The sequence below is a fragment of the Gilliamella sp. G0441 genome, assembly GCF_050589305.1.
GTDB lineage: Bacteria > Pseudomonadota > Gammaproteobacteria > Enterobacterales > Orbaceae > Gilliamella.
Window position 1 is genome coordinate 117,398 of sequence record NZ_JBNRJF010000005.1, and the last position, 26,279, is coordinate 143,676.

Consider the following 26,279-nt stretch of genomic DNA (forward strand, 5'->3'; position numbering starts at 1 on the left):
AATCCATTTATTTAGCAGAACGCTGAATAACTACTGCGACATTACTTGCATTAGCAATTGCACCGGGTTTTGATACCTTAATGTTTATCCATTTAACTGAAAATTCGTTAATTACCCGCTCAGCAACCTGTTCAGCAACAGTTTCAATTAATTCAAATTGGTGATTCTCAATAAAAGACGTGATAGATTTACTTACTAAAAAATAATCTAAACAAAGTGATACGTCATCGCTCTTCCCTGCTGGTTGATTATTCCAAGCCATCTCCAAATCAAGAATAAGCTTTTGCTTTAAATTTTTTTCCCAATCATAAACACCAATAGTTGTGAAAACAGTTAAACCTTCAATTAAAACGCGATCATTGCTATTTATGTTCATAATTTATCCTAAACACTAATTAAATTTATTGACTTAAACAGAAGATTACCGAATCTAAATAAATTACGCTATAATTTATTTTAAAAATGTAATGAAATTAAACTTAGTGCTTATGACTCGTATATATCAACCTGTTTCAATTCCTGAAAATAGCATAATGACATTAGATGATAATGCCTTTAATCACCTTATTCGGGTTTTACGAATGAAAACAGGTGAAGATATTATTCTTTTTGATGGAACAAATCACATCACACCAGCAACAATATATGAAATCAATAAAAAATCAGTTACTGTTAAAACAAAGACCACAATTTTAGAAAATCGGGAATCTCCTTTAAAAATTCATCTCGGACAAGTCATATCGCGAGGTGAAAAAATGGAATTCACCATACAAAAATCGGTTGAATTAGGTGTAACAAGTATAACCCCCCTTATTTCTGAACGTTGTGGAGTAAAACTGGATGCTGAGCGGTTAGACAAAAAAGTCCAACAGTGGCAAAAAATTGTGATTTCAGCATGTGAACAATGTGGTCGTAATGTCATTCCGGTAATAAATCCGGTTATGAAGCTGGAAAATTGGTGTGCCAATTTAAGCAGCGGGTTACGATTAAACTTACACCCTAGAGCAAAACATGGTGTTAAACAACTTTCTACCGAACAAACGGATATTAGTTTACTTATTGGGCCTGAAGGTGGGTTATCGGATGACGAAATTAACATGACCCATCAATATCAGTTTACCGATATTTTACTTGGCCCCCGAATACTACGTACCGAAACAGCAGCGCTTACAGCTTTGACAGCACTACAAGTTTATTTTGGTGATTTGGGATAATTCACTGCAAATAATCATATTTCATCATGTTTACATTGCATCTTAATCTGTTACGAGTATGATAGTTGCCAAAGCTCATTGAGTAGTGATTAAAACACTATCTGTCATAATGACATATTAATTGAACAATACAAAAGGAGTTACCATGATTAAGCTTGGTATTGTTATGGATCCAATTAGTCATATCAAATTAAAAAAAGATACTAGTTTTGCCATGTTGCTTGAAGCTCAGAAGCGAGGCTATCAACTTTTTTATATGGAAATGAATGATCTGTTTTTGCGTAATGGTCAAGCTTATGCAACAACTCGAAAGTTAACCGTCCATAACGATCACAATCATTGGTTTGATTTCGATGAAGAGCAAACTTTATCTTTAAACGAACTCGATGTCATCTTAATGCGTAAAGATCCGCCTTTTGACACCGAATTTATCTATTCAACGTATATTTTAGAGCGAGCTGAAGCGCATGGGGTATTAGTGGTTAATAAACCTCAAAGCTTACGGGATTGCAATGAAAAACTATTTACAGCATGGTTTGCGCAATATACGCCTGAAACTCTGGTGACTCGTCAAACTCAATTGATACGATCATTTCATCAAGAACACAAAGATATTATTTTAAAACCGCTTGACGGCATGGGTGGTTCATCAATATTTAGAATAAAAGAGGATGATCCGAATGTATCGGTTATTATTGAAACCTTAACTGAAATGAATAGCCGTTATTGTATGGCACAAAAATTTATTCCTGCGATCAAAGATGGTGATAAACGAATACTTGTTGTCGATGGTCAACCCGTTCCCTACTGTCTTGCCAGAATCCCCCAAAAAGGTGAAACACGTGGTAATCTTGCCGCGGGTGGATATGGTGAAGTGAGACCACTCAGTGAAAGTGATTGGCAAATAGCTAAAGCCATCGCACCAACCTTAAAAGAAAAAGGATTATTGTTTGTCGGGTTAGACATCATTGGTGATAAATTAACCGAAATAAATGTCACAAGTCCAACATGTGTTCGAGAAATTGAAGCCGCCAATCCAGACTTATCGATTACAGGTATGTTAATGGATGCCATTGAAAAACGATTAAATCAAAAGAGTTAAAAAATGATTAGAGAATATCAAACACCTGATCTTGATAAAATAATGCAACTATGGCTTGAGGGAAATCAACAAGCACATGATTTTATCGATCCTGAATTTTTTCAACAAAATTATGAATTTGTTAAAATGTTAATCCCGATGTCAACTATCTATGTACAGGATCTCAATGGTGTAAAAGGATTCATTGGTTTAACCGAAAATTATATTTCAGGTCTATTTGTCGACAAAGATTTTCAACGACAAGGCACAGGAAAAGCATTAATCGATAAAGCGAAGCAACGTTTCAATGAATTACTTGTTCACGTCTATAAAAAAAATAGCGCAGCTATTGATTTTTATCTTTCACAAAATTTTGAAATTGTTTCGGAATCAATAAACGAAGAAACCAATGAACCCGAATTGTTATTGCGTTGCTTAGTTGAGCATAATGTTAAAATTGGCAAATGTGCACTTTAAAATTTACAAAAATGTGAGCATATGAATCTAAAAAATCATTTTATTATTGCTATGCCTACCGTATCAGAAACAATTTTCAGTCGTTCGGTAGTGTATATTTGTGAACATAATCGAGATGGTGCCATGGGCATTATTATCAATAAGCCTATTGCTGAACTTAATGTCGCTACCGTTCTTACTCGACTAGAAATTATGGCACCGAAAAATTGTGCTGAATTGGAATATCCTGTTTTCTCTGGTGGGCCTTTAGCCGATGAACAAGGATTTATATTGCATACACCACATCCGGGGTTTTCATCGAGCATTCAAATATCGGATGATGTTATGATAACAACATCATTAGATGCATTAAAATCAATAGGTACACCAGAACAACCTAAAGATCTATTTCTTGCCTTAGGTTATTCAAGTTGGCGATCGTTACAACTCGAGGCAGAGGTTGCTCGTAATGATTGGTTAGTGGCTGATGCAGATCCTAATATTATTTTTAATGTTGCAATTGAGGATCGTTGGCAAAAAGCGGCTGAATCATTAGGCATCAACATAAATAGAATTTCACATCAAATGGGAAATGCGTGATTAATGGCAACAATTATTGCATTTGATTTTGGAACAGCGAGTATTGGTGCAGCAATTGGGCAAGACATCACCAAAACAGCCAATCCGCTTTGTTCTTTTAAAGCACGAGATGGCATTCCTAGTTGGCAAGCCATCGAAAAAGTATTGAATGAGTGGAAACCCGATTATTTAGTCGTCGGGTTACCACTCAATATGGATGGCAGTGAACAACCGCTTACCGCCAGAGCACGCAAATTTGCTAATCGCTTACATGGCATGTTTGGCTATCAAGTCCACTTACAAGATGAAAGACTATCGACGGTCGAAGCGAAATCACATATTTTTGCTTCACGTGGTTACCGTGCGCTTGATAAAGGTCATATAGATGCAACTTCAGCTATTATCATTTTAGAAAGTTGGTTTGAAAACCATTAAGGATTTTAACCTTTTATTTATTTTACAAATTATCAGTCGCTAATCATTTATATACTTGCTAAAATAATCAGCAGTTTTATTATTCAAGGACTGCTCTCGTGCCAACTAAAACATCTCTCAGCTACAAAGATGCTGGTGTCGATATCGATGCTGGTAATGAACTTGTTAATCGTATCAAATCAGTTGTCAACGAAACCAAACGACCTGAAGTTATGGGCGGTTTAGGTGGATTTGGTGCATTATGCGCAATCCCACAAAAATATCATGAACCCATTTTAGTGTCCGGTACTGATGGGGTTGGAACTAAATTGCGCCTAGCGATGGATTTAAGCCATCACGATTCGATTGGTATTGATTTAGTCGCCATGTGCGTCAATGATCTGATTGTACAAGGTGCTGAACCTCTATTTTTTCTTGATTATTATGCAACAGGAAAACTCAATGTTGACATTGCAGCATCGGTGGTGACAGGAATCGCGCAAGGTTGTAAACAAGCTGGTTGTGCATTAGTCGGTGGCGAAACAGCTGAAATGCCAGGCATGTATCAGGGCAATGATTACGATCTGGCAGGCTTCTGTGTGGGTGTTGTTGAAAAAACCAAAATGATCGACGGCAGTCAAGTACAAGACGGTGATGCCATCATTGCGTTAGCATCCAGTGGGCCTCACTCTAATGGCTACTCATTAATTCGAAAAATTATTGAAGTCAGCGGGGTCAATCCCTCAACAGAAAAATTGGATGAGATACCGCTTGCAGATCATTTGCTTGCGCCGACTAAAATCTATGTAAAACCTATCCTTGACCTGATTGAGCATGTTAATTTACATGCTATTGCACATATCACTGGGGGAGGCTTCTGGGAAAACATTCCACGAGTGCTACCCGACAATATGCAAGCTATCATTAACGAAAGCAGTTGGCAATGGCCACCAATATTTCATTGGCTACAACAAGCAGGTAAAGTTAGTCACCATGAAATGTATCGTACTTTTAACTGTGGTGTTGGTTTGATTGTTGTCTTACCAAAAGATTGTGTAGATAAAGCAATAGCTTTACTGACAAACCATGGAGAAAAAGCTTGGGTGATAGGAGAGATAAAACACTCATCATCGAATGATAAAGTACTTATCGTATAAATTCGTTATGGTGTTGAACATTTTGATTTACTGTTTAATTGAATGAGATTTAAAAAGCATTTAACAAAAATTAATCTTATAATCAATAAGTTAATATTAAGATAGGTCAGATAGAATAAGTTAACAATAACGTTAAAACCTAGATTAGATTATTTGATAAATAATAGGTAATATGTCCAAAATAATAAACGTATTTTTTAAATTTTCATCAAAATTTTGAGCTTTAAAAACTATCTATTTAGTTTCAAACATTCTCAAAATAAAAATTTAACTTATTAATAAATAATGCTAAATAGTTTGAAAAAATATAAGGTATATGCAGTATAATGTTAATTCGTTCCAAAATATTATTATTAATCGTTCTAACTATTTTATCGATATCTGTCGTACAGGCTAAAACAAAATGTCTAACTGCTAAAAATAACAAAGCCAATATTGCAGCCTGTACCAGTCTAGCCGACAAGGGTGACGCTAATGCCCAAAATACATTAGGTGAAATTTATTATAAAGAAGCCTTAAAAAATAAATCTTATCATACCAAAGCCAGATTATTATTTGAAAAAGCGGCTAAACAAGGATTAGCTAAAGCCCAATATAATTTGGGTAGTATGTATCGAGATGAATTTAATAACTTTCCAATTGCATTAAGTTGGTTTGAAAAAGCCGCAGCTCAAGGCAACCTTGATGCACAAAACAGTATAGGTTATATCTACGAAAATGCTTCAGGCGGTCAACCACCTAGACACTATTATTTTGATGAAAATGGTGAAAATATTGATCCTGAACTTCCTGATTTAATAGCCAAATTTGTTACCAATGAAAGCTCTTTACCTTCCTCCATTTATCCTCGTGCAATTTACCCAATAAGTGATTATGGACAGGGCGTAAATCCTGATATAAATAAAGCGATTGAATGGTATAAAATGGCTGCCATTCAGGGGCATCCGTTAGCGCAGACCAACCTTGCTTATTTTTATTTAATGGGTTTTGGTGTAGATAAAGATGTTAAAGTTGCTTTCGAGTTGTATCAAAGTGCAGCAAAACAAAACTGCTTACCGGCAATCAAAACGTTAGCTTTTATGTATTTTCAAGGAATAGCAACGAAAGTGGATGTTCCTAAAGGTTTTAAAATGTTAGAAAAAGCTTACCGCCTTTCACCGGATAATGAGTTATGGAAAGTGATTACAAATATCCAATATAATAATAAATATAAAAAATATGGATTGAAGACTAATCTTAAATTTAAAAAATTACCACAAAGAGAACCGTTCGAATATTCTAATTCCAGTAATGAAGATTTTATTTACGAGCGATTGATCTATTTTAAATCATTCTATCAATTAAATATGATTGAAGATGATGCAATGAAAAGTTTATATATCCGAAATCGAAAAACGAATTCAAGAATATTAGGGGAAACTATTGGTGAAATCACGCCGTTAAGGAAACGTTTTTTACTGAAAAAAGCCATTCAAGGCTATTACAGTGCAATGACATTGCTCAGTCGATATTATAAAGATGAAGAGCTCAATATCAATATAGCTCAACTTTGGCGTAAATATGCAACACGAATGGGTGAAGTAACATACAAAAACTTCTGGCCTGGTTATCCCGAATTAGACGACTAGAGGGCAAATAGTGCCCTTATTAGTTATTTTTTACCTAGCTTTTCAATGCAATTTTGTTCTATAATTAATAAGATTCTATTCGTCTTTTTATATAACTAATTCACCTATTTTTCACTGTATTGAAGTCAACATATTTTCAAGTAATCATCGTGATACTTTTATAAAATCATATAATAAATCATAAGGGTTATTTTATAATTTTTACTAATAAAATACTTTCAACCGGTTGGTAAACACGTGATAATTATATCTGTCGGAAATACTTTCCTAATTTATTATAAAAATAACTCAAAGCTATCTTAGATTCTGATACAATAACACAAATTTATAATAATTAAGTAATGTCGTAACACTATAAAAGACAAGGTTTTTTTAATGATCATATCTGATGCTAATAGTGCGGTATCATCCGTCGCTTATCGTGCCAATGAAGTCATCGCTATTTACCCTATCACCCCTAGCTCAACGATGGCTGAGCAAGCAAGCACTTGGGCTGAATTTAATAAGCCTAATGTTTTTGGTGATATCCCCAAGGTAGTTGAAATGCAATCTGAAGCAGGCGCTATTTCAACTGTTCATGGATCGTTAATGACGGGTGCTTTAGCGACGTCGTTTACTTCATCACAAGGCTTATTATTAATGATTCCTTCGCTATATAAAATAGCCGGAGAATTAACACCTTTTGTTTTACATGTTGCTGCTCGTACGGTTGCAACCCATGCACTGTCTATTTTTGGTGATCATTCCGATGTAATGTCAATCAGACAAACGGGATTTGCTATGCTTTGTTCAAGTTCAGTGCAAGAAGCCCAAGATTTTGCATTGATTGCCCAAATGGCAACATTGAATAGTCGTGTACCTTTCGTCCACTTTTTTGATGGTTTCCGAACGTCCCATGAAGTGAATAAAATTTACCCTTTAAGTGATGAACAAATTCATAACTTATTACCGCATGATGCAATAAAAGCTTATCGTAGCCGTGCTTTAACACCCGATAAACCTGTCATTCGTGGTACGTCGGCTAATCCTGATACCTATTTTCAATGTCGTGAAGCGGTGAATTCTTATTATGATAAGACTTATCAGCATGTTGTTGATGCTATGCAAGCGTTTGAAAAAGAGACAGGCAGACATTACCAACCGTTTGAGTATTATGGGGCAAGTGATGCCGAACGTGTTATTGTCATAATGGGCTCAGGCGTGAGTACTTGTAAAGAAGTTGTCGATTATCTGCTTGATAATAATGAAAAAGTCGGTGTGGTGATTGTCAGATTATTCCGCCCTTTTTCTGCAAAACATTTGTTAGCGGTCATTCCGGATTCTGTCAAAAAAATAGCGGTTTTAGATAGAACAAAAGAACCCGGTGCCCAGGCTGAACCTTTGTACTTAGATGTTATGACCGCTTTTGCGGAAACCTTTAGCCAAGGTGAACGCCATTGTTTACCAACCGTTGTTGGTGGGCGTTATGGTTTGTCGTCTAAAGAGTTTGATCCTCGCTGTGTCATGGCTATCTTTAACGAGCTGTTAGCGGAGAAACCTAAACCACGCTTTACCGTTGGGATTTATGATGATGTAACCGGATTGTCGTTAAAATTACCCGAAAAATCTATTCCACAAAAATCTGCGCTTGAAGCATTATTTTATGGTTTGGGTAGTGACGGTACGGTTTCGGCGACTAAAAATAATATTAAAATTATTGGTGATAGCTCACCATTCTATGTGCAGGGTTATTTTGTTTATGACTCGAAAAAAGCGGGTGGCTTAACGACTTCGCATTTGCGGGTAAGTTTGGAGCCTATTGATTCCCCTTATTTAATCACTAGCGCACATTTTATTGGCTGCCATCAAGACCAATTTATCGATAAGTATCAAATCGTTGAAAAACTAAAAGATGACGGGATCTTTTTACTTAATACACCTTATAGTAAAGATGAAGTTTGGCACCGTTTACCTAAAGAAGTTCAAGTACAATTAATTCAGAAAAGAGCACATTTTTATATTATTAATGCCGCTAAAATTGCCCGAGAATGTAATTTAGGTGCTCGTATTAATACCGTTATGCAAGCGGCTTTCTTTCATCTTTCTGAAATATTTAAAAACGATTTTAGCATCACACAGCTTAAAGAAGTGATAGCCAAAAGTTACAGTAGCAAAGGTCAAGAATTAGTCGAAAACAACTGGAAAGCCCTTGATTTAGCGATTGCTTCTTTAGAGCAAATTCCGTTAAGTTGTGTCGACCAAAGTAGCGCATCACGCCCTTCTATAGTACCAAGTAATGCGCCTGACTTTGTGAAAGTAGTAACGGCGTCAATGCTTGCTGGTTTAGGGGATAACTTGCCAGTGTCCGCTTTTCCACCCGACGGCACTTGGCCTACTGGCACCACAAAATGGGAAAAACGAAACATTGCGGAAGCGATTCCTATTTGGCAACCCGATCTTTGTACTCAATGTAATCATTGTGCGGTTGCGTGTCCTCATGCGGCAATTCGAGCTAAAGTGGTGTTACCTGACGATTTGGCAAACGCACCGGATTCATTAAGTTCACTCGATGTAAAAGCTCGCGATATGCGAGGTCAACGCTATGTTTTACAAGTTGCCCCTGAAGATTGTACGGGTTGTAATTTGTGTGTTGAGGTATGCCCTTCTCGGGATCGTAATAACTTTGATATTAAAGCAATTAATATGCAATCACGCATTGATAATTTAGAGACGCAACGCACCAATTTTGCGTTCTTTAACGATTTGCCTGATCGTGATATCAAAACACTTGAACGTATTGATGTCCGTACATCGCAGTTATTAACGCCATTGTTTGAGTATTCAGGTGCTTGTGCAGGATGTGGTGAAACCCCTTACATTAAATTGTTAACGCAACTTTATGGTGATCATCTTGCCATAGCTAATGCAACCGGTTGTTCTTCAATTTATGGCGGTAATCTACCTTCTACCCCTTATACTACCGATCGTTATGGTCGTGGCCCTGCTTGGGCAAATTCGTTATTTGAAGATAATGCCGAATTTGCTTTAGGTTATCGCATCACTTATGACCAACATAAAAAACGGGCGTTACGTTTGCTTGAACATGTAGCGGGTGAGATTTCGCCCGAAATTATCCTGGCGTTACAATCTCCTGATGCCACAATTGATGATAAACGTAAGCAGGTTGCTTTATTACGTGATCAACTAGCGCATTTAGACTCACCTGAAGCAAAAGAGTTAATTCAAGATGCGGACTATTTAATTGATAAGTCAGTTTGGGCAATTGGTGGAGACGGTTGGGCATATGATATTGGTTTTGGCGGACTGGATCATGTGATGAGTTTAACCGATAACGTTAATATTTTAGTGTTAGATACGCAATGCTATTCTAATACTGGCGGTCAGCAATCTAAAGCAACGCCAATGGGTGCCGTATCTAAATTTGCCGATTTAGGTAAACATAAAGCGCGTAAAGATTTGGGTGTTAGTGTGATGATGTATGGGCATGTTTATGTTGCACAAATTGCATTAGGTGCACAGCTTAATCAAACGTTAAAAGCCTTGCAAGAAGCCGAAGCCTATGACGGCCCTTCTTTAGTGATTGCTTATAGCCCTTGCGAAGAGCATGGTTATGATTTAGCAAAATCGCATGAGCAGATGAAAGATTTAGTTAAATCAGGATTCTGGCCACTGTATCGTTATGATCCACGACGCACAGCAGAAGGTAAACCGGGCTTAGTTCTGGATTCTAAATCACCTAATAGTGAATTATTATCGGATATCTTATTGAAGGAACAGCGTTTTAGACGTTTAGAAACGTTAGAACCAGTCATTGCCAATACCTTGCATGAACGTTCAACCAAAATGGTAAACGCTAAATTTAAATTCTTGCAAATGTTATCTACTTATTCTGATATAGAAACACCCGCAGATAGTTAATAAGTCGAGGGTGGATATACAGAATCGTATCAATCAATAAGACAGTTGCTTATGTTGCAAAACATAAGCAATTGATCTTATTTCTCGATTCCCTATAGTGCAAAACAGCACTGGTTAAGTGCGCTTTTTAACCAAATTAATTCGTTTAATCTTCAACATTTACCCTTCTTTACTGTTGCTATAGTGTTAATCGTCTATTAGCTATGGTTGTCAGACTTGGTACGCTTTTTGCACCATTTTCTTAGCCAATAAAGGATTAATTAATCGTGAGGTGAAAAATGGTCGCAACTTTAAATATTAATCGAAGAAAGTTATTAACAATGTCTTCCGCAGCAATTGCTGGTTTAACTGTTAATCAATTACTGTCCAAAGCTTATGCGCAAGAAACACAAAACACGGTGTCATACTCGTTACCAATGCTTGATAACGTAGTGACACCAAACCTTAACAATCCAGTAAGACTAAATTTTAATGAAAATGCGCTTGGTATGTCTGGATCAGCTAAACAAGCAGCCATCGATGCCATACCTAAAGCCAATCGCTATGCGAAAGCTGAAATGCCACTGCTAAACAAACGATTAGCAAAACATCATCATGTAAGCGATGATCATATTTTGTTAACTGCTGGGTCATCTGAAGGTATCCGAAGTGCAATCGCCGCTTATGTGAAACCCAATACACAATTAGTAATACCAGAATTAACTTATAGTGACGGCGAACATTTTGCTAAAATCTTTAAATTGAAAGTAACCAAAGTGCCGAGCTTAGCAGATTGGCAAATTGATATTAAAGGCTTACAAAAAGCGGTTGAAGATTATCAAGGTTATTCAATTGTTTATTTAGTCAATCCTAATAACCCTACTTCGACTGTATTTGCCAACAGTGAAATAGAATCATGGTTGACAAGCAAACCCAAAAATACGGTATTTATTGTCGATGAAGCCTATGCCGAATTCGTAAATGATCCAGCTTTTAAGTCGGTTGATTACTTAATATCGAAGGGGTTTGATAATATCGTTTTACTGAAAACGTTTTCAAAAATTCATGCTATGGCAGGTTTACGTGTCGGTTATGTGGTAAGTTCAGCAGATAATATTCGTCATATTGCCCAATACGTTGCAGGCGAAAAGTTAAATTATTGCGGTGTATGCGCAGCTTTAGCATCAATGGATGATGTGCAATTTCTAACTTATTCCAAGAAAGCAGTTGATGTGTCACGCACAATTATGGAAAAGACATTATCAGATCTTGGGTTACATTATCTTAAATCTGAAACTAACTTTCTGTTTCATAAAAGCCCTATTGATCTAAAAAAATATCGGGAACTTATGAAACAAAATTTTATTTTAATAGGACGAGATTTTGAGCCTGCTACAAATTGGTGTCGAATATCTTTAGGAACACCAAGTGAAATGCTATATGTTGCTAATGTAATGCGAAATTTAAGAAATCAATCTGTGATTTAATAACGTTAAACTATCAAAAATTAAAATGCTCACTAATTATGTTATAGTGAGCATTATAGTCATTTTTAGATATCGCTTATTCGTCTAGTCATCCAATAACGTTGTTTCCAATAACTTTGATTCATATTGGAATAAATAACGCCTTTCGATGATGAAGCATGTAAGAATTTTCCGTCTGCATAATAGATACCAACATGTAAGCCACTACCTCGACCACCTGTTTTAAAAAAGACCAAATCACCTGCTTTTGGTGTACTAACTTTATAACCTAATTTAGCTTGTTCAGCCGCACTTCTAGGTAATTTTTTGGCCAGTTTATTTTTAAAGAAATTCATGACTAATGCAGAGCAATCACTACCCGCTAAAGTTGTTCCACCATAACGATAAGGCGTGCCTTGCCATTTTTTGTAGTGAGATTCAATTTTAGCTAACATAGTACGATCAGATTTATTATTTTTTATCGCCACCTGACCTTGAGTACTACTACAACCGAATAACATAAAAAGAGAAAAGATCAAGGCGATGATAAAACACCGTTTTCTTCCATTAGGATAATTGATTAGCAACATCCTTGATTGTCGATTGTCTTTTTTCGTCATACCTTTTCGTTCCTTTATTTAAAGTCGACCATTTCGAATAACGTCTAGCCAATTTCAGACTTTTTGGTAATACGCCTTTTTCCCATTCTTTATTGTCTAAATTTGACAATTTAATCGGGCTAGTATTCGCATGGCTACGATTACACAAATTTTGTTTTAAAAGAATTAAGCGTAATGAAAGGAAACAAATTATAGCATCATCAACACTTAATTTACTGTATCCAGAAAGCTGATAACGCATTCTGGCCCCATAATGTCTAGCCGTTTGCATCAAACTACCCACGGCTCCACCAATTAGAGCAGCTGAACCAAATGTTAAACCACCTGTAGCTAAATCGATGCTTGCTCCTATGGTTGCACCAGATACAAAGCCTTTGGTTAAATGAACCCCCATCATTTTGAGCGCATCCACATTAAATAAGTCAGCTTTATAACGCCCCTTAAGTAAGGGTAAACCTTGTTCTGATTCGTAATTTGCATCAAATTGATAAAGCTTAAGTAAATCATCAATCGCTTTTTGCTCTCGCTTTCTAACTTTATTTTGCATATCGGCAATGGCCTGTTTATCATCAGACTTTGCCATTTGATAGTAAGCAGTAACATCAACCAGCGTTTCAGCTATAATCAAATTAGCACTTTGATTACGTGAAGATTGCATATCCGCTATTTTGTTTAGCCATTCATTTAAGATAGCTTTTGCTGGTTCTATTAATAAAGCGAGACTTTGATACAATCTTTCCTCACCATCCAAAGGTGGGAATATGGCGTCGAACCGTATCATAGCATGAATTCCGACACGAGAGAGTAACATTTTCCATTCCTTTTCATTTTGCTTTTCTTTCTCGGTAAAATTCAGCACAGCCAAAATAGGCTTATCACTGTTTGCTAAAATGGCTAATTCATCATGAAACTTAGGTAGAATGGGTTCTCTCACATCGATAACATAGATAGCTGCATCACTATTTAAAACTTGCCTAATGACTTTTGCTTCCTGATTGAAAAGGCTTTCTGCTTCAGGGCTTTGTAAAAAAATTGTTAATTTATCGATGCCATCAAGTTTAGTATCATGGGAAGTGAGTTGATTGATATAATCAAACAGTGCCAAGCTATCTTCTAAACCTGGAGTATCATAGAAAATAATAGACTTATGATGAGCAAGTCTTAAAGTAATTGACTCAACGTGTCTTGTTGTACCCGGTCTATCTGATACCTCACCAAAATGGCTATTTCTAATTAAAGTACGTAATAACGATGTTTTACCAACGTTTGCATGACCAACAACAGCCAGTTTTAATGTTGCCATCATTTTACTGTTCCTTTTTTAGCCATGACAACCCAGCAAACTTATAAGGTAAAGATTGCCAATTTGTTAATTGTTTACCTTGGTTAATAAACCAAATTCGACTTTGTTGCGATTTTTCAATTAGTTGATTCAATAAATTCAATACCCCCCTATCGGGTGCACGATCGGTATCAATTGCTATCAATAATTTTTGAGCAGGTTTTAATTGTAAATAATCTAAAATTTTTCGTCTTTGTTCACGGCTATTTAAAAAACCCAAAAAATAGACTGAATCTGGTGGAATCCAATCTTCAGAAATATCAATAGCAACTAAAAACTCGCCATTACTAGAATCAATAGCATTTTCAGTTAGATAAGAATGATGCCTTATTCCATATCTATCTTCATCAATAATTTCGATACTAATGGGTTGTAAATCGTTGGCTAAAATTTGATATTCGGGTGAGTCTAAATTTAATCTGATTTGTCGACTGTGTATTTTCCAATTGATGCCACAAATAACCATACATAAAATTCGAATAAACAGTCCATATACAATGAACACACCTAATAGCCACATCGCCCATGATGAACGAACTTCACTGTCACTCAACGCCTGTTCACTAAAACGAATCACATCATCTTTAGGAATCGAAAAACCAAACATTGAAGGGATGAAACCCAAATAATGGGTTAATTGAATAATCTCATTTGGACTAAGTAAAGTCGACTTCCATTCAAAACTATAGTGCTGAGTTGAAAACAAAATCAATAACACTAACAATGCAAAGCTTAATATAATTGTCCAATAAAGATTAAGCACAAATCCGACAAACCAACGAATATTGTTACCAAATAGTTGAACAAAAGCTGGAATGAGTTCTTGTATTGTCTTTTTCTGAGAAAGTTTTTTAGCTAACCATATCCAGCAATGTATTAATACACTTCCACCAAATTGAGAAAAGAAAAAAAATGAACAAATCCAAATTGATAGTGTGATAAAATGGACACCCAATAAACTAAAAAGTGCCCAATATAGATTAACAGGATTTTGGCTCAACGCTCCAAAGGCTAAAGAACCACCAATAAAAGCAGACAATATCAGTAATAAAACAAAAGAAATTTTTAACGTGTGCAGTAATAATTTCTGTGCTGAATAAAGCCCATTGAGTTTAGATAGAGCTAATGCGCGCAAAACAATACGTTGAGTTAATGATGTGTTTTGCTCCGCTCTGATTTGGCGATTTATATCTTGATCAGCAAAGCGTCCTGATTCATTTTCAATCAGGCGTATTGTTTCTGTTAGCCATAATGATTTTAACTCTTCTCGCATTATACTTATTCTTAATGTGAAATTAATGAAGCATAAAAGAAACGCGACCAAAGTCGCGCAGTTTCATAAGTTAAATAAATTATTGTGCTATTTCACCAATTTTACTTAATAAAGTTTGAATTCGTTGTTGCCAAACTTGTTGATCTTGTTTTAATTTTTCGTTTTCGTCTCGCAATGCTTTCATCTCATCTGAGCTGTCATTAATCAGTTGTTCCAACTCCTGATTACCTTGTTTTAACGTTGCAATCTCTTTTTGTAATGTATTGATAGTATTAACAGTATGTTGGATTTTATTTTCCAATTGATTCAATATTTCTAATGACATATTTTTCCTCAGACTTTATTTACTTGGTGTATAATGTTTACTATTATAACGAATTCATTCTAAAATCAACACCTTTTTAAAATTTAAGTTGGAGAAAATTATGCGTAAACCACTAGTGATGGGTAACTGGAAACTCAATGGAAGTATAGAAATGGCTAAAAACTTAGTTGCAGAACTAAGAAATGAGCTATCTACGGATGTCGAATGTGATGTTGCTATTGCACCACCAGTTGTATATTTAGATTTTGTTAAACACCAATTAGGTGGCTCAAATATTCTTTTAGGCGCTCAAGATGTGGGTATCAATCTTTCTGGTGCTTATACTGGTGAAGTATCAGTCAACATGTTAAAAGAAGTTGGTGTTACGCATATTATTATTGGCCATTCAGAACGTCGTACTTATCACAAAGAATCAGATGAATTTATTGCAAAGAAATTTGGTGTCATCAAGGATGCTGGTTTAGTACCTGTCCTTTGTATCGGTGAAACGGAAGCTGAAAATGAAGCAGGTCAAACTCAAACAGTTTGTGCTCGTCAAATCGATGCAGTAATTAATGCATTAGGGGTACAAGCGTTTAATGGTGCTGTGATTGCTTATGAACCAGTATGGGCAATTGGTACAGGTAAATCAGCAACTCCAGCACAAGCTCAAGCTGTTCATAAATTTATTCGTGACCATATTGCAAAACAAGATGCAAAAGTGGCTGAACAAGTTATTATTCAATACGGTGGTTCAGTTAATGACAAAAATGCTGCTGAGTTATTTACTCAACCAGACATTGATGGTGCATTAGTAGGTGGAGCATCTTTAAAAGCAGATGCGTTTGCTGTTATTGTTAAAGCAGCAGAAAAAGCCAAGAAATAATCGTGGTGTAATAGACGCCTAATATGGCGTCTATTAGGAATGCTTGAATAACTTTATTTATATTTTACTTTGTTAGATTTTGAGTTATATCGAGAAGGCCAGATTTTTTCAACTGGAACTTTTAAATAATCTGAAATTATATGTTCATATTTAGGGCAATGACGATAAAGTGCATTTCTTAGAGTATCAGCTTGTAACCCACTTGCACGAGATAGACCTCTTAAATTTCCACCTCTAATTTTAATTTCCCCTACTACTCTTGATGGAGTCCAGTCTTGATCTTGTTCGCTCATTATGAGATCCTCTATAAGTTTATTTTTGCTATCGTAAAGATTATCGGTATACAACACTAGCATGATGTAAAAACCTAGCAAAAGAATAACACATAAAAAAACGAATTAAAACAATAAAAATAAAAAATAACGCAAAATGGATTATAAAAATGAAAGAAAGCAACATAAAAACAATCGAAGAACACGAAAAAACACGAACACTGATTGAAACTGGCGTCATTGATTTTAAAAATCGTCTTACTTTGGTCTTAGAAGGTCTATCTGGCAATGCATTTGCGAAAAAAGTGGGTATGTCAGAAGCTGTAATTCGCGACTATTTATCGGGTAAAACCTACCCTTCGTTAAATCGATTGGCGATTATTGCTCAAAAATGTGATATACCAATTGAATGGCTGGCAACAGGTAAAGGTGAATGCCGACTAATACCAGAAACAGAACGTAAAGGTTTTATCTATATCCCCTTTCATTTATTAAATGATAATCAAACAGATACGGCTTTTATTGATATTGAATCAATTCCCTTTGATGTCACATTAATTAAGCATCAACAGTTTAATCATGACGATTTAAGAGTGGTATGTGCCAAAGGTGACAGTATGGAACCAACGATATCCAATCACGATATTTTGGTCATTAATACTGCCCATATCAAGCCTATTGACGGGTATCTTTATGCGGTACAATATGATGACCAAATCAGCATCAAACGTATACAAAATCAGGGTTCTAATATCGCTTTATTATGTGATAATTCCAAATATCCAACGATTATAGTAGACAAAAACCAACCTCAGGATTTTAAAATTATTGGTCATGTTGTTTATCTTTTAAAGAACCTTTATTAAGAAGGGTTACGGCTTATAACTATTGGTTAAGTCATTTTCAATAAACGATTCCGTTGCTAATAATCAACGGAATCGTTTAAAAACAGAATTTCTAACTCGTTTTTTTTCTTTAGTTTTAAATTATAATTTCAATTTAAAAAACGTAAAAATGTTTAAGTTTAACCCCATGTTCCAGTAAAAAGATTGAGCCCAATCAGAATTCTTATTGGCATAATTTTATGTATTTTTGCCTATTTATGATAAAATTGCCCATCATTTTTAATCAATTATCTAGTTATTATGCCTAATATTAATGCTTCCCCAAAAGTTGTTGTTGGAATGTCCGGTGGCGTTGACTCCTCTGTTTCTGCTTATTTACTTCAACAACAAGGTTACCATGTCGTTGGATTATTTATGAAAAATTGGGAGGAGGACGACTCTGATGAATATTGCTCTGCAGCTGCTGATTTAGCTGATGCTCAAGCGGTATGTGATAAATTAAACATTAAACTACACACAATTAATTTTGCTGCTGAATATTGGGATAACGTATTTGAACATTTTTTATCTGAATACAAAGCAGGCAGAACCCCTAACCCAGATATACTCTGTAATAAAGAGATAAAATTCAAAGCATTTTTAGAATATGCAGCTGAAGATCTTGGCGCTGATTATATCGCAACCGGTCATTATGTCCGTAAACGAGAAACAGGCAATAAAGTTGAACTATTACGGGGTATCGACACGAATAAAGATCAAAGTTATTTTTTATATACACTTAGTGAAAATCAAATTAAACAAAGTTTGTTTCCTGTCGGTGAACTAGAAAAACCACAAGTTCGTAAAATAGCTGAACAACTTGGTTTAGTGACAGCGACAAAAAAAGACTCTACCGGTATCTGCTTTATTGGTGAACGAAAGTTTAATGACTTTTTAGCACGCTATTTACCAGCTCAAGAAGGACTGATTAGAACAGTTGACGGACAAGTAATTGGAAAACATCAAGGATTAATGTACCACACTTTAGGTCAACGAAAAGGATTGGGTATAGGTGGGTTAAAACAAGCTGATGACACACCTTGGTATGTTGTTGATAAAGACATCAAAAATAATGAATTAATCGTGGCACAAGGACATGATCACCCAGCCCTATTCTCTATTGGTTTAATTGCACAACAATTACATTGGGTGGATAGAAATATTGTGACCGAACCTTTTGAATGCACTGTTAAAACACGCTACCGCCAACAAGATATTATTTGTCAGGTAAATCCATTAGCGGAAGATAAAATAGAAGTAATTTTTGAGCATCCTGTTGCAGCAGTAACGCCCGGACAATCTGCTGTCTTTTACAAAAACGAGGTTTGTCTCGGTGGCGGTATCATTGAGGAACGAATTATAGAAAGTAAGGAGCGGCTAAGTGAATAATAAGTACCATGATATAACTATAGCGCTTGCAGGTGTTGCGCAAAGTGCTATATTAGTTCCCCAATTAGCCAATACTGGAGGCTGCAATAATACACTTTATCAACTATCGATCAAAAGCATCTTTAACACATCCCCTCTCAGTACGGAGGATGTGTATGATGGTATTAAAAATATAGAAACGGGATTAACGGTATTAATTCAATTGCTTAATTCGGGTCAAAAAGAACAAGTAGATATTATGCGTTATCTTTTTGGTACATTAAGTATTACCAATAAACTATTAAAAAATAACGATGCTTTAAGTAAGATAGATCAACGGTTAAAACGTATTTCAGGTCTCTATCCTGATATGAATGATCAAACCATTGAGACCCATGAAGATGAATTATCATACTCATTAGCAGGAATTTATTCAGATATTGTCAGTCCAATATCAGCCAAAATTAAAGTAATGGGTAAAATTGAGTTTTTACAGAACTCATTGGTTCAAGCTAAAGTAAGAGCATCGTTACTTGGCTGTGTTCGTTCTGCTATTTTATGGTATCAAGTAGGAGGAAGTCGTTTACAACTCCTATTTAAACGAAAAAGCATCTGTAATGAAGCACAAGCCCTATTACAAGAAATAGCTAAAATCATTTAATTTTTCAAATCAATATTTAAAAATCGCAACGGAGTTATACCGATGGAATTATCTGCACTTACCGCCCTTTCGCCTATTGATGGTCGTTATGGAGATAAAACAATTGAATTACGTACAATTTTCAGTGAATATGGCTTGCTAAAATACCGTGTACAAGTCGAAGTACAATGGTTACAGAAGTTAGCCTCGCAAGTAGAAATTTCTGAAGTTCCCGCTCTAAGCCAATCTGCAACCAATCATCTTAATCAAATTGTTGAGCAATTTGACATAAATGATGCTGAACGTATTAAAGAAATCGAAAAAACGACTAATCATGATGTTAAAGCCGTAGAATATTTTTTGAAAGAGAAAGTGAGCAGTCATGAAGAATTGCATGCCATTAATGAATTCATCCACTTTGCCTGTACTTCAGAAGATATTAATAACTTGTCATACGCATTAATGTTAAAGGAAGCGAAAGAGTCAGTCTTAATACCTTATTGGAAAAAAATAATTGAGACAATAAGTGCACAAGCAAAAACCTATCGTGATTTGCCATTACTTTCCAGAACGCACGGACAACCAGCAACGCCTTCAACAATCGGAAAAGAGTTTGCTAATGTTGCGTACCGTTTACAACGTCAATTAAAACAACTTCAAACTGTTGAAATCTTGGGTAAAATAAATGGAGCGACAGGTAATTACAATGCTCACATTGTGGCTTACCCTCAAGTTGATTGGCATCAATTTAGTGAAGAATTTGTAAATTCTTTAGATTTAAAATGGAATCCTTATACAACTCAAATAGAACCGCATGATTATATCGCTGAATTTTTTGATTGTGTAGCAAGATTTAACACCATTATGATCGACTTTAATCGTGACATATGGGGTTACATCTCATTGAATCATTTTAAACAAAAAACCATTGCCGGTGAAATAGGTTCATCAACCATGCCTCATAAAGTCAATCCCATTGATTTCGAAAATTCTGAAGGTAATCTTGGCATTGCCAATGCAATTATGAGCCATTTAGGGAGTAAATTACCTATATCACGTTTTCAACGTGATTTAACCGATTCTACCGTTTTACGCAATCTTGGAGTAGGAATTGGCTATGCAATCATTGCCTACCAATCAACATTGAAAGGATTAAGTAAACTTGAAGTTAATCAAGAGTACCTGCTTGATGAACTCAATCGTAACTGGGAAGTATTAGCCGAACCAATTCAAACTGTAATGCGACGTTATGGTATTGAAAAACCATACGAGAAACTAAAAGAATTGACTCGAGGAAAACGTGTCGATGCTGAAGGAATGAAGCAGTTTATTGATTCATTAGATTTACCTGAAAATGAAAAATCACGACTAAAACAATTAACACCAGCCAACTACATTGGGTATGCATCAGCGTTTGTTGATAAACTTTAATTGTCATTTGTGGTTGATAGTCTGAAACATTATTGATTCATGTTTCAGATTATCTTTAGTCACAATGCATTAAAAAATTAGGTAAATTTGTGATTTAATAATAGATATATATTAATTGTCTCCATTAAGACATCAATATTAAAACAACATTCAAAGTATTTAATAGGAACATCCATTGAAAATCCGCATTGCAACAAGGAAAAGCCCTTTAGCTCTATGGCAAGCTAATTATGTTAAACAACAGCTATTAGCTATTCACCAAAATTTGACAGTTGAGCTCATCCCGATGGTGACAAAAGGTGATATATTACTTGATAGCCCATTATCTAAAATTGGAGGTAAAGGCTTATTTGTTAAGCAGCTCGAACAAGCTATTTTAAATAATGAAGCAGATATTGCGGTTCACTCTATAAAAGATATTCCTGTACATTTTCCTGATGGATTAAAACTTGCCACTATATGCAAACGTGATGATGTCCGAGATGCATTTATATCAAATCAATACGATAATTTAGAGCAGTTACCACATGGCGCAATAGTGGGAACTTCTAGTTTACGGCGTCAATGTCAATTACGTGCTCGTTATCCACACTTACATATCAAAGATTTAAGGGGAAACGTTGGCACTCGTTTAACAAAATTGGACAATCATGAATATGATGCGATTATTCTTGCATCAGTAGGCTTAAAACGTTTGGCATTGCAAGATCGAATCAAACAATATATTGATACAGACTTAATTTTACCTGCTGTCGGTCAAGGTGCCATTGGCATTGAAACGCGAGCTGATGATAAATCCATTTTAACCTTACTTGCACCACTTGATGACAAAAAAAGTCGCATTTGCATACAAGCCGAAAGAGCGATGAATCAACGTTTGCAAGGTGGTTGTCAAGTTCCCATTGCATGCTACAGCCAAATTCAAGACGATGCATTATTTTTACAAGGTCTTGTTGGACAAACTGACGGTTCTCAAATTATTAAAGCGAACTTATCAGGCACGCCTAATCAACCAGAGCAATTGGGTTATGAATTAGCAGACTTGCTCTTAGAAAATGGGGCAAAAGCAATATTACAGGAATTAAATAGCGAATGATTTATGTAACCAGACCTTCCCCCGAAGGCGAAGTGTTAACGCAATTATTAAATCAAGCTAATTTGCCTGCTATACATTTGCCGCTATTCGATATGTTAGCAGGTAAAGATCTATTTAATTTACAAATTCAACTAAATCGCTTAATGCCGAATGATATAGTCATTGTGGTATCACCACAGGTCATCAATGTCATTAAAAATTATATTCCAAACCTGATATTTCCGAATAATCTACGTTATTTCGCTATTGGCAAAAAATCGGCTGAATTATTGAGTCAATTAACGCAAACACGAGTAGATTATCCCCGACAAGAAGATAGTGAAGGATTACTTGAGTTACTTGCCTCAAAATCAGTAAATAATTACACTGTACTCATATTAAAAGGAAATGTTGGAAGACAATTAATAGCCGAAACACTAAGCACTAAACAAGCCCAAATAAAATTAATCGAATGTTATTCTCGTAATGTCATACCCTACCAGCAGGATATCCTTTATAATGATATTGAAAAACAAATATTGATCGTTACCAGTATTGCTCATTTACACCAACTTGAGATATATTGCAAAATTAACCATAAAAAAAATGCAATTTTAGTGGTCACCAGCCAACGAATTTTTGAGGAGGCAAAACAACAAAATTGGCAAAAAATTGTTTTGGTAACCGGAGCTAATAATCAAATTTTATTTAAAACGTTAATCACTCTATGTCATAATGATAAGATTAATTTAAACAATACTGAATGAGGTAACTTATGTCGCTTCGATATTATAGTGCTAATGCCACACTTTCAACGATTAGCACAACTTCATTTAGCCAAACATCCACAATTGATTCAATAAAACAAGCGAAACAGACTATGAAACAAGATAAAAAAAATCTTAAAAACAGCGAATCTAGTCCTAAAGTAGAAAAAAAAGAGCCTTCTTCGTCAAATACTGATTATATTAAAAAAGTACCTATATCAAAATTATCTTTGCTCGCCATTGCCTTAACCCTTGGTCTTGGTGGTTTTATTTTTTATCACGGTCATGAGCAAATTGAAAAACAAAAAAACGTCATAGATAGTTTGAAAACTGAGATAGCCAATTTAAAACAGACAACTAAAAAAAGCATCATTGATGATGTAGAAAATAATATTAACCAATCGGTTAACCTACAAAAACAACAATTTTCCTCACTTGAACAACGTGTTAACGATCAATTGTCTGAGCAACAGCAACAACAACAGCAATTAGTTAATCAGATTAATGATACGATTAAAATAAACCAACAGAACTTTCATAATTTCAATGAACGCTTATCTGCCATGTCGACAATGGATTCTAATGTTTGGTTGATTTCGCAAGCAAACTACTTTGTAAATCTAGCTGCGAGAAAAATATGGAATGATCAAGATTACACTACCGCTCGTATACTTTTGAAAAATGCGGATGAAAGTTTAGCTCAAACCAATGACCCTAGTTTAACACTAGCTAGACAAGCCATTAATAAAGACATTAACTCATTATCTCAAGTCAGTTTTATCGATTCTGATGGAATTATTATAAAGCTCATTAATTTATCCGATTCTCTAACTCAATTACCTTTATTAGGTCATTATAAAGAGATCGATATGGGTCTATCACAAGATGCTAATAGTCATAATTCTAATTTGTCAGGTAATTCATCGGCAGAAGCAGCCGTTCATTCTGATGATGGGCTAAATGAAAAAGATAGCGAGAGCAACCGTAATGATAATCAAGTTACACCTTCATTATCAGACTGGTCGGATAATTTAATGTCAAATGCTAATTCATTTGTGAAAAAATTTATTTCTATTGAAAAATTGGACAATAGTGATAACACTTTTTCAACTTGTATAACTCAAGCGGGTAAAGATGAAAAACAGATTGCTAAATGTCATATATTAAAAACACCATTGAGTTTAGAGCAATCATTTTATTTACGGGAAAATATTCGTTTTCGTCTATTAATCGCTGCACAAGCCGTACCGAGACATCAAGACCAGATTTATCAACGTTCTTTAAATGATGTCGCCCTTTGGGTTAATGCTTATTTTGATAGCAATGCCCCAAGTGTTAAAGCATTTTTAAATGATATCGATAAATTACAAAAACAATCTATCAGCAATCAAAATGTACCCGAAACTCTTGCGAGTATAGGCGAATTGAATAAATTAATGCAAACACGCGTTCGTTCAATGTTGGCAAAATAGGAGAATAATAATGATTAAAGTATTGGTTATTTTCTTAGTGCTAATTGCCGGTTTCTTTTTAGGTCCATTGATACAGTCAAATCAAGGCTCAGCTGTGTTTGTCGTTGCCAATTATAAAATTAGCATGTCATTTAATTCCTTCGTAATTTTATTATTGTTGGCACTATTCATTATTTATTTATTTGATCGTTTATTCAAAAAAATCCTTAATTCTAAGCGTTTTTTTGGAAATTGGTTTAAATTAAATTCATCTCAAAAAGCGAACAAATTAATTGAACAAGCACAATTCATGCTACTTGAAGGTAATTACCAACAAGCAGCGAAGCTTTTCATGAAAAGTGCTAAAGCAGCCTCAAATACGACGTTATCATATTTATTAGCGGCACAAGCGCATATTGACAATGATCAACTTATTGAAGCAAATCAAATGCTCGAAAAAGCGGCTAAAACTTGCCAAGATAACGAAAAATTTGTGTTTCAACTTGTTCAAGTTAGGTTACAAATCAAAAATCGTGAATATACTTCAGCACAAACAACTATTGAACGTTTGTTAAATGAAAATCCCCGTAATGCAGAAGTATTGCGACTAGCCGACCAGCTCTATTACGAAATGGGTAATTATCAAGCTGTTATCGATCTATTACCGACGATGTATAAGATCAAAACCTATAGTGATTCACAATTAGATCAGTTCAAACAATCTGCTTATATAGCTCGGATTAAGCAATTATCTGTCGATAAAGATCCGCTTGCATTAATTAAATGGTGGAAAGAACAGCCCAAAGCAATACTTAATAATCTTTCATACCAGAAAGCTATGGCAAACTACCTTCAACAACTCGGTCAAACTACCGAAGCTGAAAAATTATTAGCGTCAGTAACAAAAATTGAAAATCAAGAAAGAACTTAAAAAACAGGGTTAAACCCTGTTTTTTAATTTTTATATTGACCAAAAATATCTGATTAATGCCATACAACACATACCGGCAACAACAATACACATTAAATTTTTTGTTATAATAGCCACAATCACTGTGGGTATGGAAGCTAAACAATACTCAATTTTGAATTCTGGAAACTCACCTTGTTTTGCAATAAATAAATTTTGTACAAACAGTGCTGTTAATATACAAAGTGGAACATAAGATAAAAATCGAACGACGATATTCGGTAACTGCAATTTTCTTACTAATATAAAAGGAATAATTCGCGGAAACCAAGTCACTATTCCGCATCCTAAAATAATCAATAAACTATAAATTGTCATGCATCACGCTCCATAGCAACGCCCATAAAACAACCCGCAAAAGTGCTGATCAGAATAGCCATTTCAGGCGAAAAAAAACGCATCAAAAAAACTAACATTATAGTAACGGTCAGCATAACGATAAGTCTGTTTTTTATGGTTTTGGTCTTATCACCAATTAATTGCAAATAAAGTAACCCAATAAACATAGCCACTAAAGCATAATCTAATCCAAAAATAGCCGGATCAGGTAACCACTCACCGATTAAAGCGCCCACTAAACATGATAATATCCAAGCGACATAAGCAGTCAAATTAAGACCATGCATCCATGATGCATTAACAGGTACTTTATTGGCTACCGCATTCATCGTTACTGCAAAGCTTTCATCCGTAAGTAAACTTCCTATAGCAATATTGTCTAGTAAAGAGAATCGTCGAAAAGAAGGCGCCGTTGCCATACTCATCAAAAAATGGCGGGAATTAACAAGAAAGACAGTAAAAATGATGGCAGTAATGGGGGTCGCCACTAACATTAAACCAGCAATAATAAATTGTGCCGCACCTGCATAAACAATAACGGCAAGTAAAGTGACTTCTAAAACGGATAAATTTGCTGCTTTACCCACAACACCTGCCGCAATTCCAATACCAATGTAACCTAACAGCGTGGGAATACAAGCATAAACACCATCTTTAAATGTTAATGACATAAAATACCCTTAAAACGAAAAAAAGATTATCATAATAGCTTAAGTTATTGTGTCAAATAAAAAATAATAAAGCTATCCAATTGGTTAAATCAAA

General features: G+C 35.1%; 26 protein-coding genes. 18 read left to right on the forward strand and 8 right to left on the reverse strand.

The features are described from left to right. Window positions 1-7: 7 nt before the first annotated feature. Window positions 8-376, reverse strand: a complete 369-nt coding sequence (gene folB / locus ACKJXD_RS06305) for a dihydroneopterin aldolase (protein ID WP_430875847.1) — start codon at window positions 374-376, stop codon at window positions 8-10. A 106-nt stretch (window positions 377-482) separates the two neighbouring features. Between folB and rsmE the strand changes: the two genes are divergently transcribed. The 9 genes from rsmE (at window position 483) to ACKJXD_RS06350 (ending at window position 11,913) form a co-directional block, all read left to right on the forward strand. Continuing rightward, window positions 483-1,214 carry a 16S rRNA (uracil(1498)-N(3))-methyltransferase gene (gene rsmE / locus ACKJXD_RS06310; protein ID WP_430875886.1) on the forward strand — a complete coding sequence of 244 codons (732 nt, stop codon included), beginning with the start codon at window positions 483-485 and terminating at the stop codon, window positions 1,212-1,214. 145 nt (window positions 1,215-1,359) lie between these two features. After that, window positions 1,360-2,316, forward strand: coding sequence for a glutathione synthase (gshB, locus tag ACKJXD_RS06315; protein ID WP_220216957.1), 957 nt, complete (start codon window positions 1,360-1,362; stop codon window positions 2,314-2,316). Between the two features lie 3 nt (window positions 2,317-2,319). After that, window positions 2,320-2,772 (forward strand): GNAT family N-acetyltransferase, encoded by a 453-nt coding sequence (locus ACKJXD_RS06320; protein WP_430875848.1) that lies wholly within the window; start codon window positions 2,320-2,322, stop codon window positions 2,770-2,772. 21 nt (window positions 2,773-2,793) lie between these two features. After that, window positions 2,794-3,351 (forward strand): YqgE/AlgH family protein, encoded by a 558-nt coding sequence (locus ACKJXD_RS06325; RefSeq protein ID WP_220216955.1) that lies wholly within the window; start codon window positions 2,794-2,796, stop codon window positions 3,349-3,351. A 3-nt stretch (window positions 3,352-3,354) separates the two neighbouring features. Continuing rightward, a complete protein-coding gene (gene ruvX / locus ACKJXD_RS06330) occupies window positions 3,355-3,765 on the forward strand; it encodes a Holliday junction resolvase RuvX (RefSeq protein WP_430875849.1) in 411 nt (136 codons plus the stop codon). Between the two features lie 98 nt (window positions 3,766-3,863). Next, the gene (purM, locus tag ACKJXD_RS06335; RefSeq protein ID WP_430875850.1) at window positions 3,864-4,901 is read left to right on the forward strand and encodes a phosphoribosylformylglycinamidine cyclo-ligase; all 1,038 of its coding nucleotides are present in this window, start codon (window positions 3,864-3,866) and stop codon (window positions 4,899-4,901) included. Between the two features lie 326 nt (window positions 4,902-5,227). Beyond that, a complete protein-coding gene (locus tag ACKJXD_RS06340; protein ID WP_430875851.1) occupies window positions 5,228-6,529 on the forward strand; it encodes a tetratricopeptide repeat protein in 1,302 nt (433 codons plus the stop codon). 375 nt (window positions 6,530-6,904) lie between these two features. After that, window positions 6,905-10,447 (forward strand): pyruvate:ferredoxin (flavodoxin) oxidoreductase, encoded by a 3,543-nt coding sequence (nifJ, locus tag ACKJXD_RS06345; protein ID WP_430875852.1) that lies wholly within the window; start codon window positions 6,905-6,907, stop codon window positions 10,445-10,447. 278 nt (window positions 10,448-10,725) lie between these two features. Further along, window positions 10,726-11,913: a pyridoxal phosphate-dependent aminotransferase gene (locus tag ACKJXD_RS06350; protein WP_430875853.1), complete on the forward strand. Its 1,188-nt coding sequence runs from the start codon at window positions 10,726-10,728 to the stop codon at window positions 11,911-11,913. Window positions 11,914-11,978: 65 nt separating this feature from the next. Here ACKJXD_RS06350 and ACKJXD_RS06355 read toward each other — a convergent pair whose 3' ends face one another. The 4 genes from ACKJXD_RS06355 to zapB all read right to left on the reverse strand — a co-directional run bounded on the left by ACKJXD_RS06355 (window position 11,979) and on the right by zapB (window position 15,452). Further along, the gene (locus ACKJXD_RS06355; RefSeq protein ID WP_220216949.1) at window positions 11,979-12,512 is read right to left on the reverse strand and encodes a C40 family peptidase; all 534 of its coding nucleotides are present in this window, start codon (window positions 12,510-12,512) and stop codon (window positions 11,979-11,981) included. Further along, window positions 12,460-13,818, reverse strand: coding sequence for a DUF3482 domain-containing protein (locus ACKJXD_RS06360; protein WP_430875854.1), 1,359 nt, complete (start codon window positions 13,816-13,818; stop codon window positions 12,460-12,462). Before ACKJXD_RS06360 ends, ACKJXD_RS06355 begins: the two co-directional genes overlap by 53 nt. Window position 13,819: 1 nt before the next feature. Continuing rightward, entirely contained in the window at window positions 13,820-15,127 is a 1,308-nt protein-coding gene (locus ACKJXD_RS06365; RefSeq protein ID WP_430875855.1) for a DUF2868 domain-containing protein, read from the reverse strand. 79 nt (window positions 15,128-15,206) lie between these two features. Continuing rightward, window positions 15,207-15,452, reverse strand: coding sequence for a cell division protein ZapB (zapB, locus tag ACKJXD_RS06370; RefSeq protein WP_220216946.1), 246 nt, complete (start codon window positions 15,450-15,452; stop codon window positions 15,207-15,209). Window positions 15,453-15,552: 100 nt separating this feature from the next. On the opposite strand from zapB, the gene tpiA reads away from it, so the two are divergent. After that, a complete protein-coding gene (tpiA, locus tag ACKJXD_RS06375) occupies window positions 15,553-16,317 on the forward strand; it encodes a triose-phosphate isomerase (protein WP_220216945.1) in 765 nt (254 codons plus the stop codon). 53 nt (window positions 16,318-16,370) lie between these two features. Here tpiA and ACKJXD_RS06380 read toward each other — a convergent pair whose 3' ends face one another. Next, window positions 16,371-16,610 carry a helix-turn-helix domain-containing protein gene (locus ACKJXD_RS06380; protein ID WP_294828343.1) on the reverse strand — a complete coding sequence of 80 codons (240 nt, stop codon included), beginning with the start codon at window positions 16,608-16,610 and terminating at the stop codon, window positions 16,371-16,373. Between the two features lie 149 nt (window positions 16,611-16,759). On the opposite strand from ACKJXD_RS06380, the gene ACKJXD_RS06385 reads away from it, so the two are divergent. From ACKJXD_RS06385 to ACKJXD_RS06420, 8 genes are all read left to right on the forward strand, one after another. Then, complete coding sequence (locus ACKJXD_RS06385) at window positions 16,760-17,455, forward strand: LexA family transcriptional regulator (RefSeq protein ID WP_430875856.1); 696 nt, start codon at window positions 16,760-16,762, stop codon at window positions 17,453-17,455. Window positions 17,456-17,734: 279 nt separating this feature from the next. Then, a complete protein-coding gene (mnmA, locus tag ACKJXD_RS06390) occupies window positions 17,735-18,862 on the forward strand; it encodes a tRNA 2-thiouridine(34) synthase MnmA (RefSeq protein WP_430875857.1) in 1,128 nt (375 codons plus the stop codon). Continuing rightward, a complete protein-coding gene (hflD, locus tag ACKJXD_RS06395) occupies window positions 18,855-19,502 on the forward strand; it encodes a high frequency lysogenization protein HflD (protein ID WP_220216941.1) in 648 nt (215 codons plus the stop codon). Before mnmA ends, hflD begins: the two co-directional genes overlap by 8 nt. 42 nt (window positions 19,503-19,544) lie before the next feature. Continuing rightward, a complete protein-coding gene (gene purB, locus ACKJXD_RS06400; protein WP_294828353.1) occupies window positions 19,545-20,912 on the forward strand; it encodes an adenylosuccinate lyase in 1,368 nt (455 codons plus the stop codon). Window positions 20,913-21,087: 175 nt separating this feature from the next. After that, window positions 21,088-22,008 carry a hydroxymethylbilane synthase gene (gene hemC / locus ACKJXD_RS06405; RefSeq protein WP_430875858.1) on the forward strand — a complete coding sequence of 307 codons (921 nt, stop codon included), beginning with the start codon at window positions 21,088-21,090 and terminating at the stop codon, window positions 22,006-22,008. Further along, window positions 22,005-22,754: a uroporphyrinogen-III synthase gene (locus ACKJXD_RS06410; protein WP_220216938.1), complete on the forward strand. Its 750-nt coding sequence runs from the start codon at window positions 22,005-22,007 to the stop codon at window positions 22,752-22,754. The genes hemC and ACKJXD_RS06410 overlap by 4 nt, the downstream gene beginning before the upstream one ends. A gap of 8 nt (window positions 22,755-22,762) precedes the next feature. After that, window positions 22,763-24,226, forward strand: coding sequence for a uroporphyrinogen-III C-methyltransferase (locus tag ACKJXD_RS06415; RefSeq protein ID WP_430875859.1), 1,464 nt, complete (start codon window positions 22,763-22,765; stop codon window positions 24,224-24,226). Between the two features lie 10 nt (window positions 24,227-24,236). Continuing rightward, window positions 24,237-25,136, forward strand: a complete 900-nt coding sequence (locus tag ACKJXD_RS06420) for a heme biosynthesis HemY N-terminal domain-containing protein (RefSeq protein WP_430875860.1) — start codon at window positions 24,237-24,239, stop codon at window positions 25,134-25,136. A 30-nt stretch (window positions 25,137-25,166) separates the two neighbouring features. Here ACKJXD_RS06420 and ACKJXD_RS06425 read toward each other — a convergent pair whose 3' ends face one another. Together ACKJXD_RS06425 and ACKJXD_RS06430 are read right to left on the reverse strand one after the other, a co-directional pair. Further along, window positions 25,167-25,493: an AzlD domain-containing protein gene (locus ACKJXD_RS06425; protein ID WP_220216935.1), complete on the reverse strand. Its 327-nt coding sequence runs from the start codon at window positions 25,491-25,493 to the stop codon at window positions 25,167-25,169. After that, window positions 25,490-26,185: an AzlC family ABC transporter permease gene (locus ACKJXD_RS06430; protein ID WP_220216934.1), complete on the reverse strand. Its 696-nt coding sequence runs from the start codon at window positions 26,183-26,185 to the stop codon at window positions 25,490-25,492. The genes ACKJXD_RS06425 and ACKJXD_RS06430 overlap by 4 nt, the downstream gene beginning before the upstream one ends. Between the last annotated feature and the right edge of the window lie 94 nt (window positions 26,186-26,279).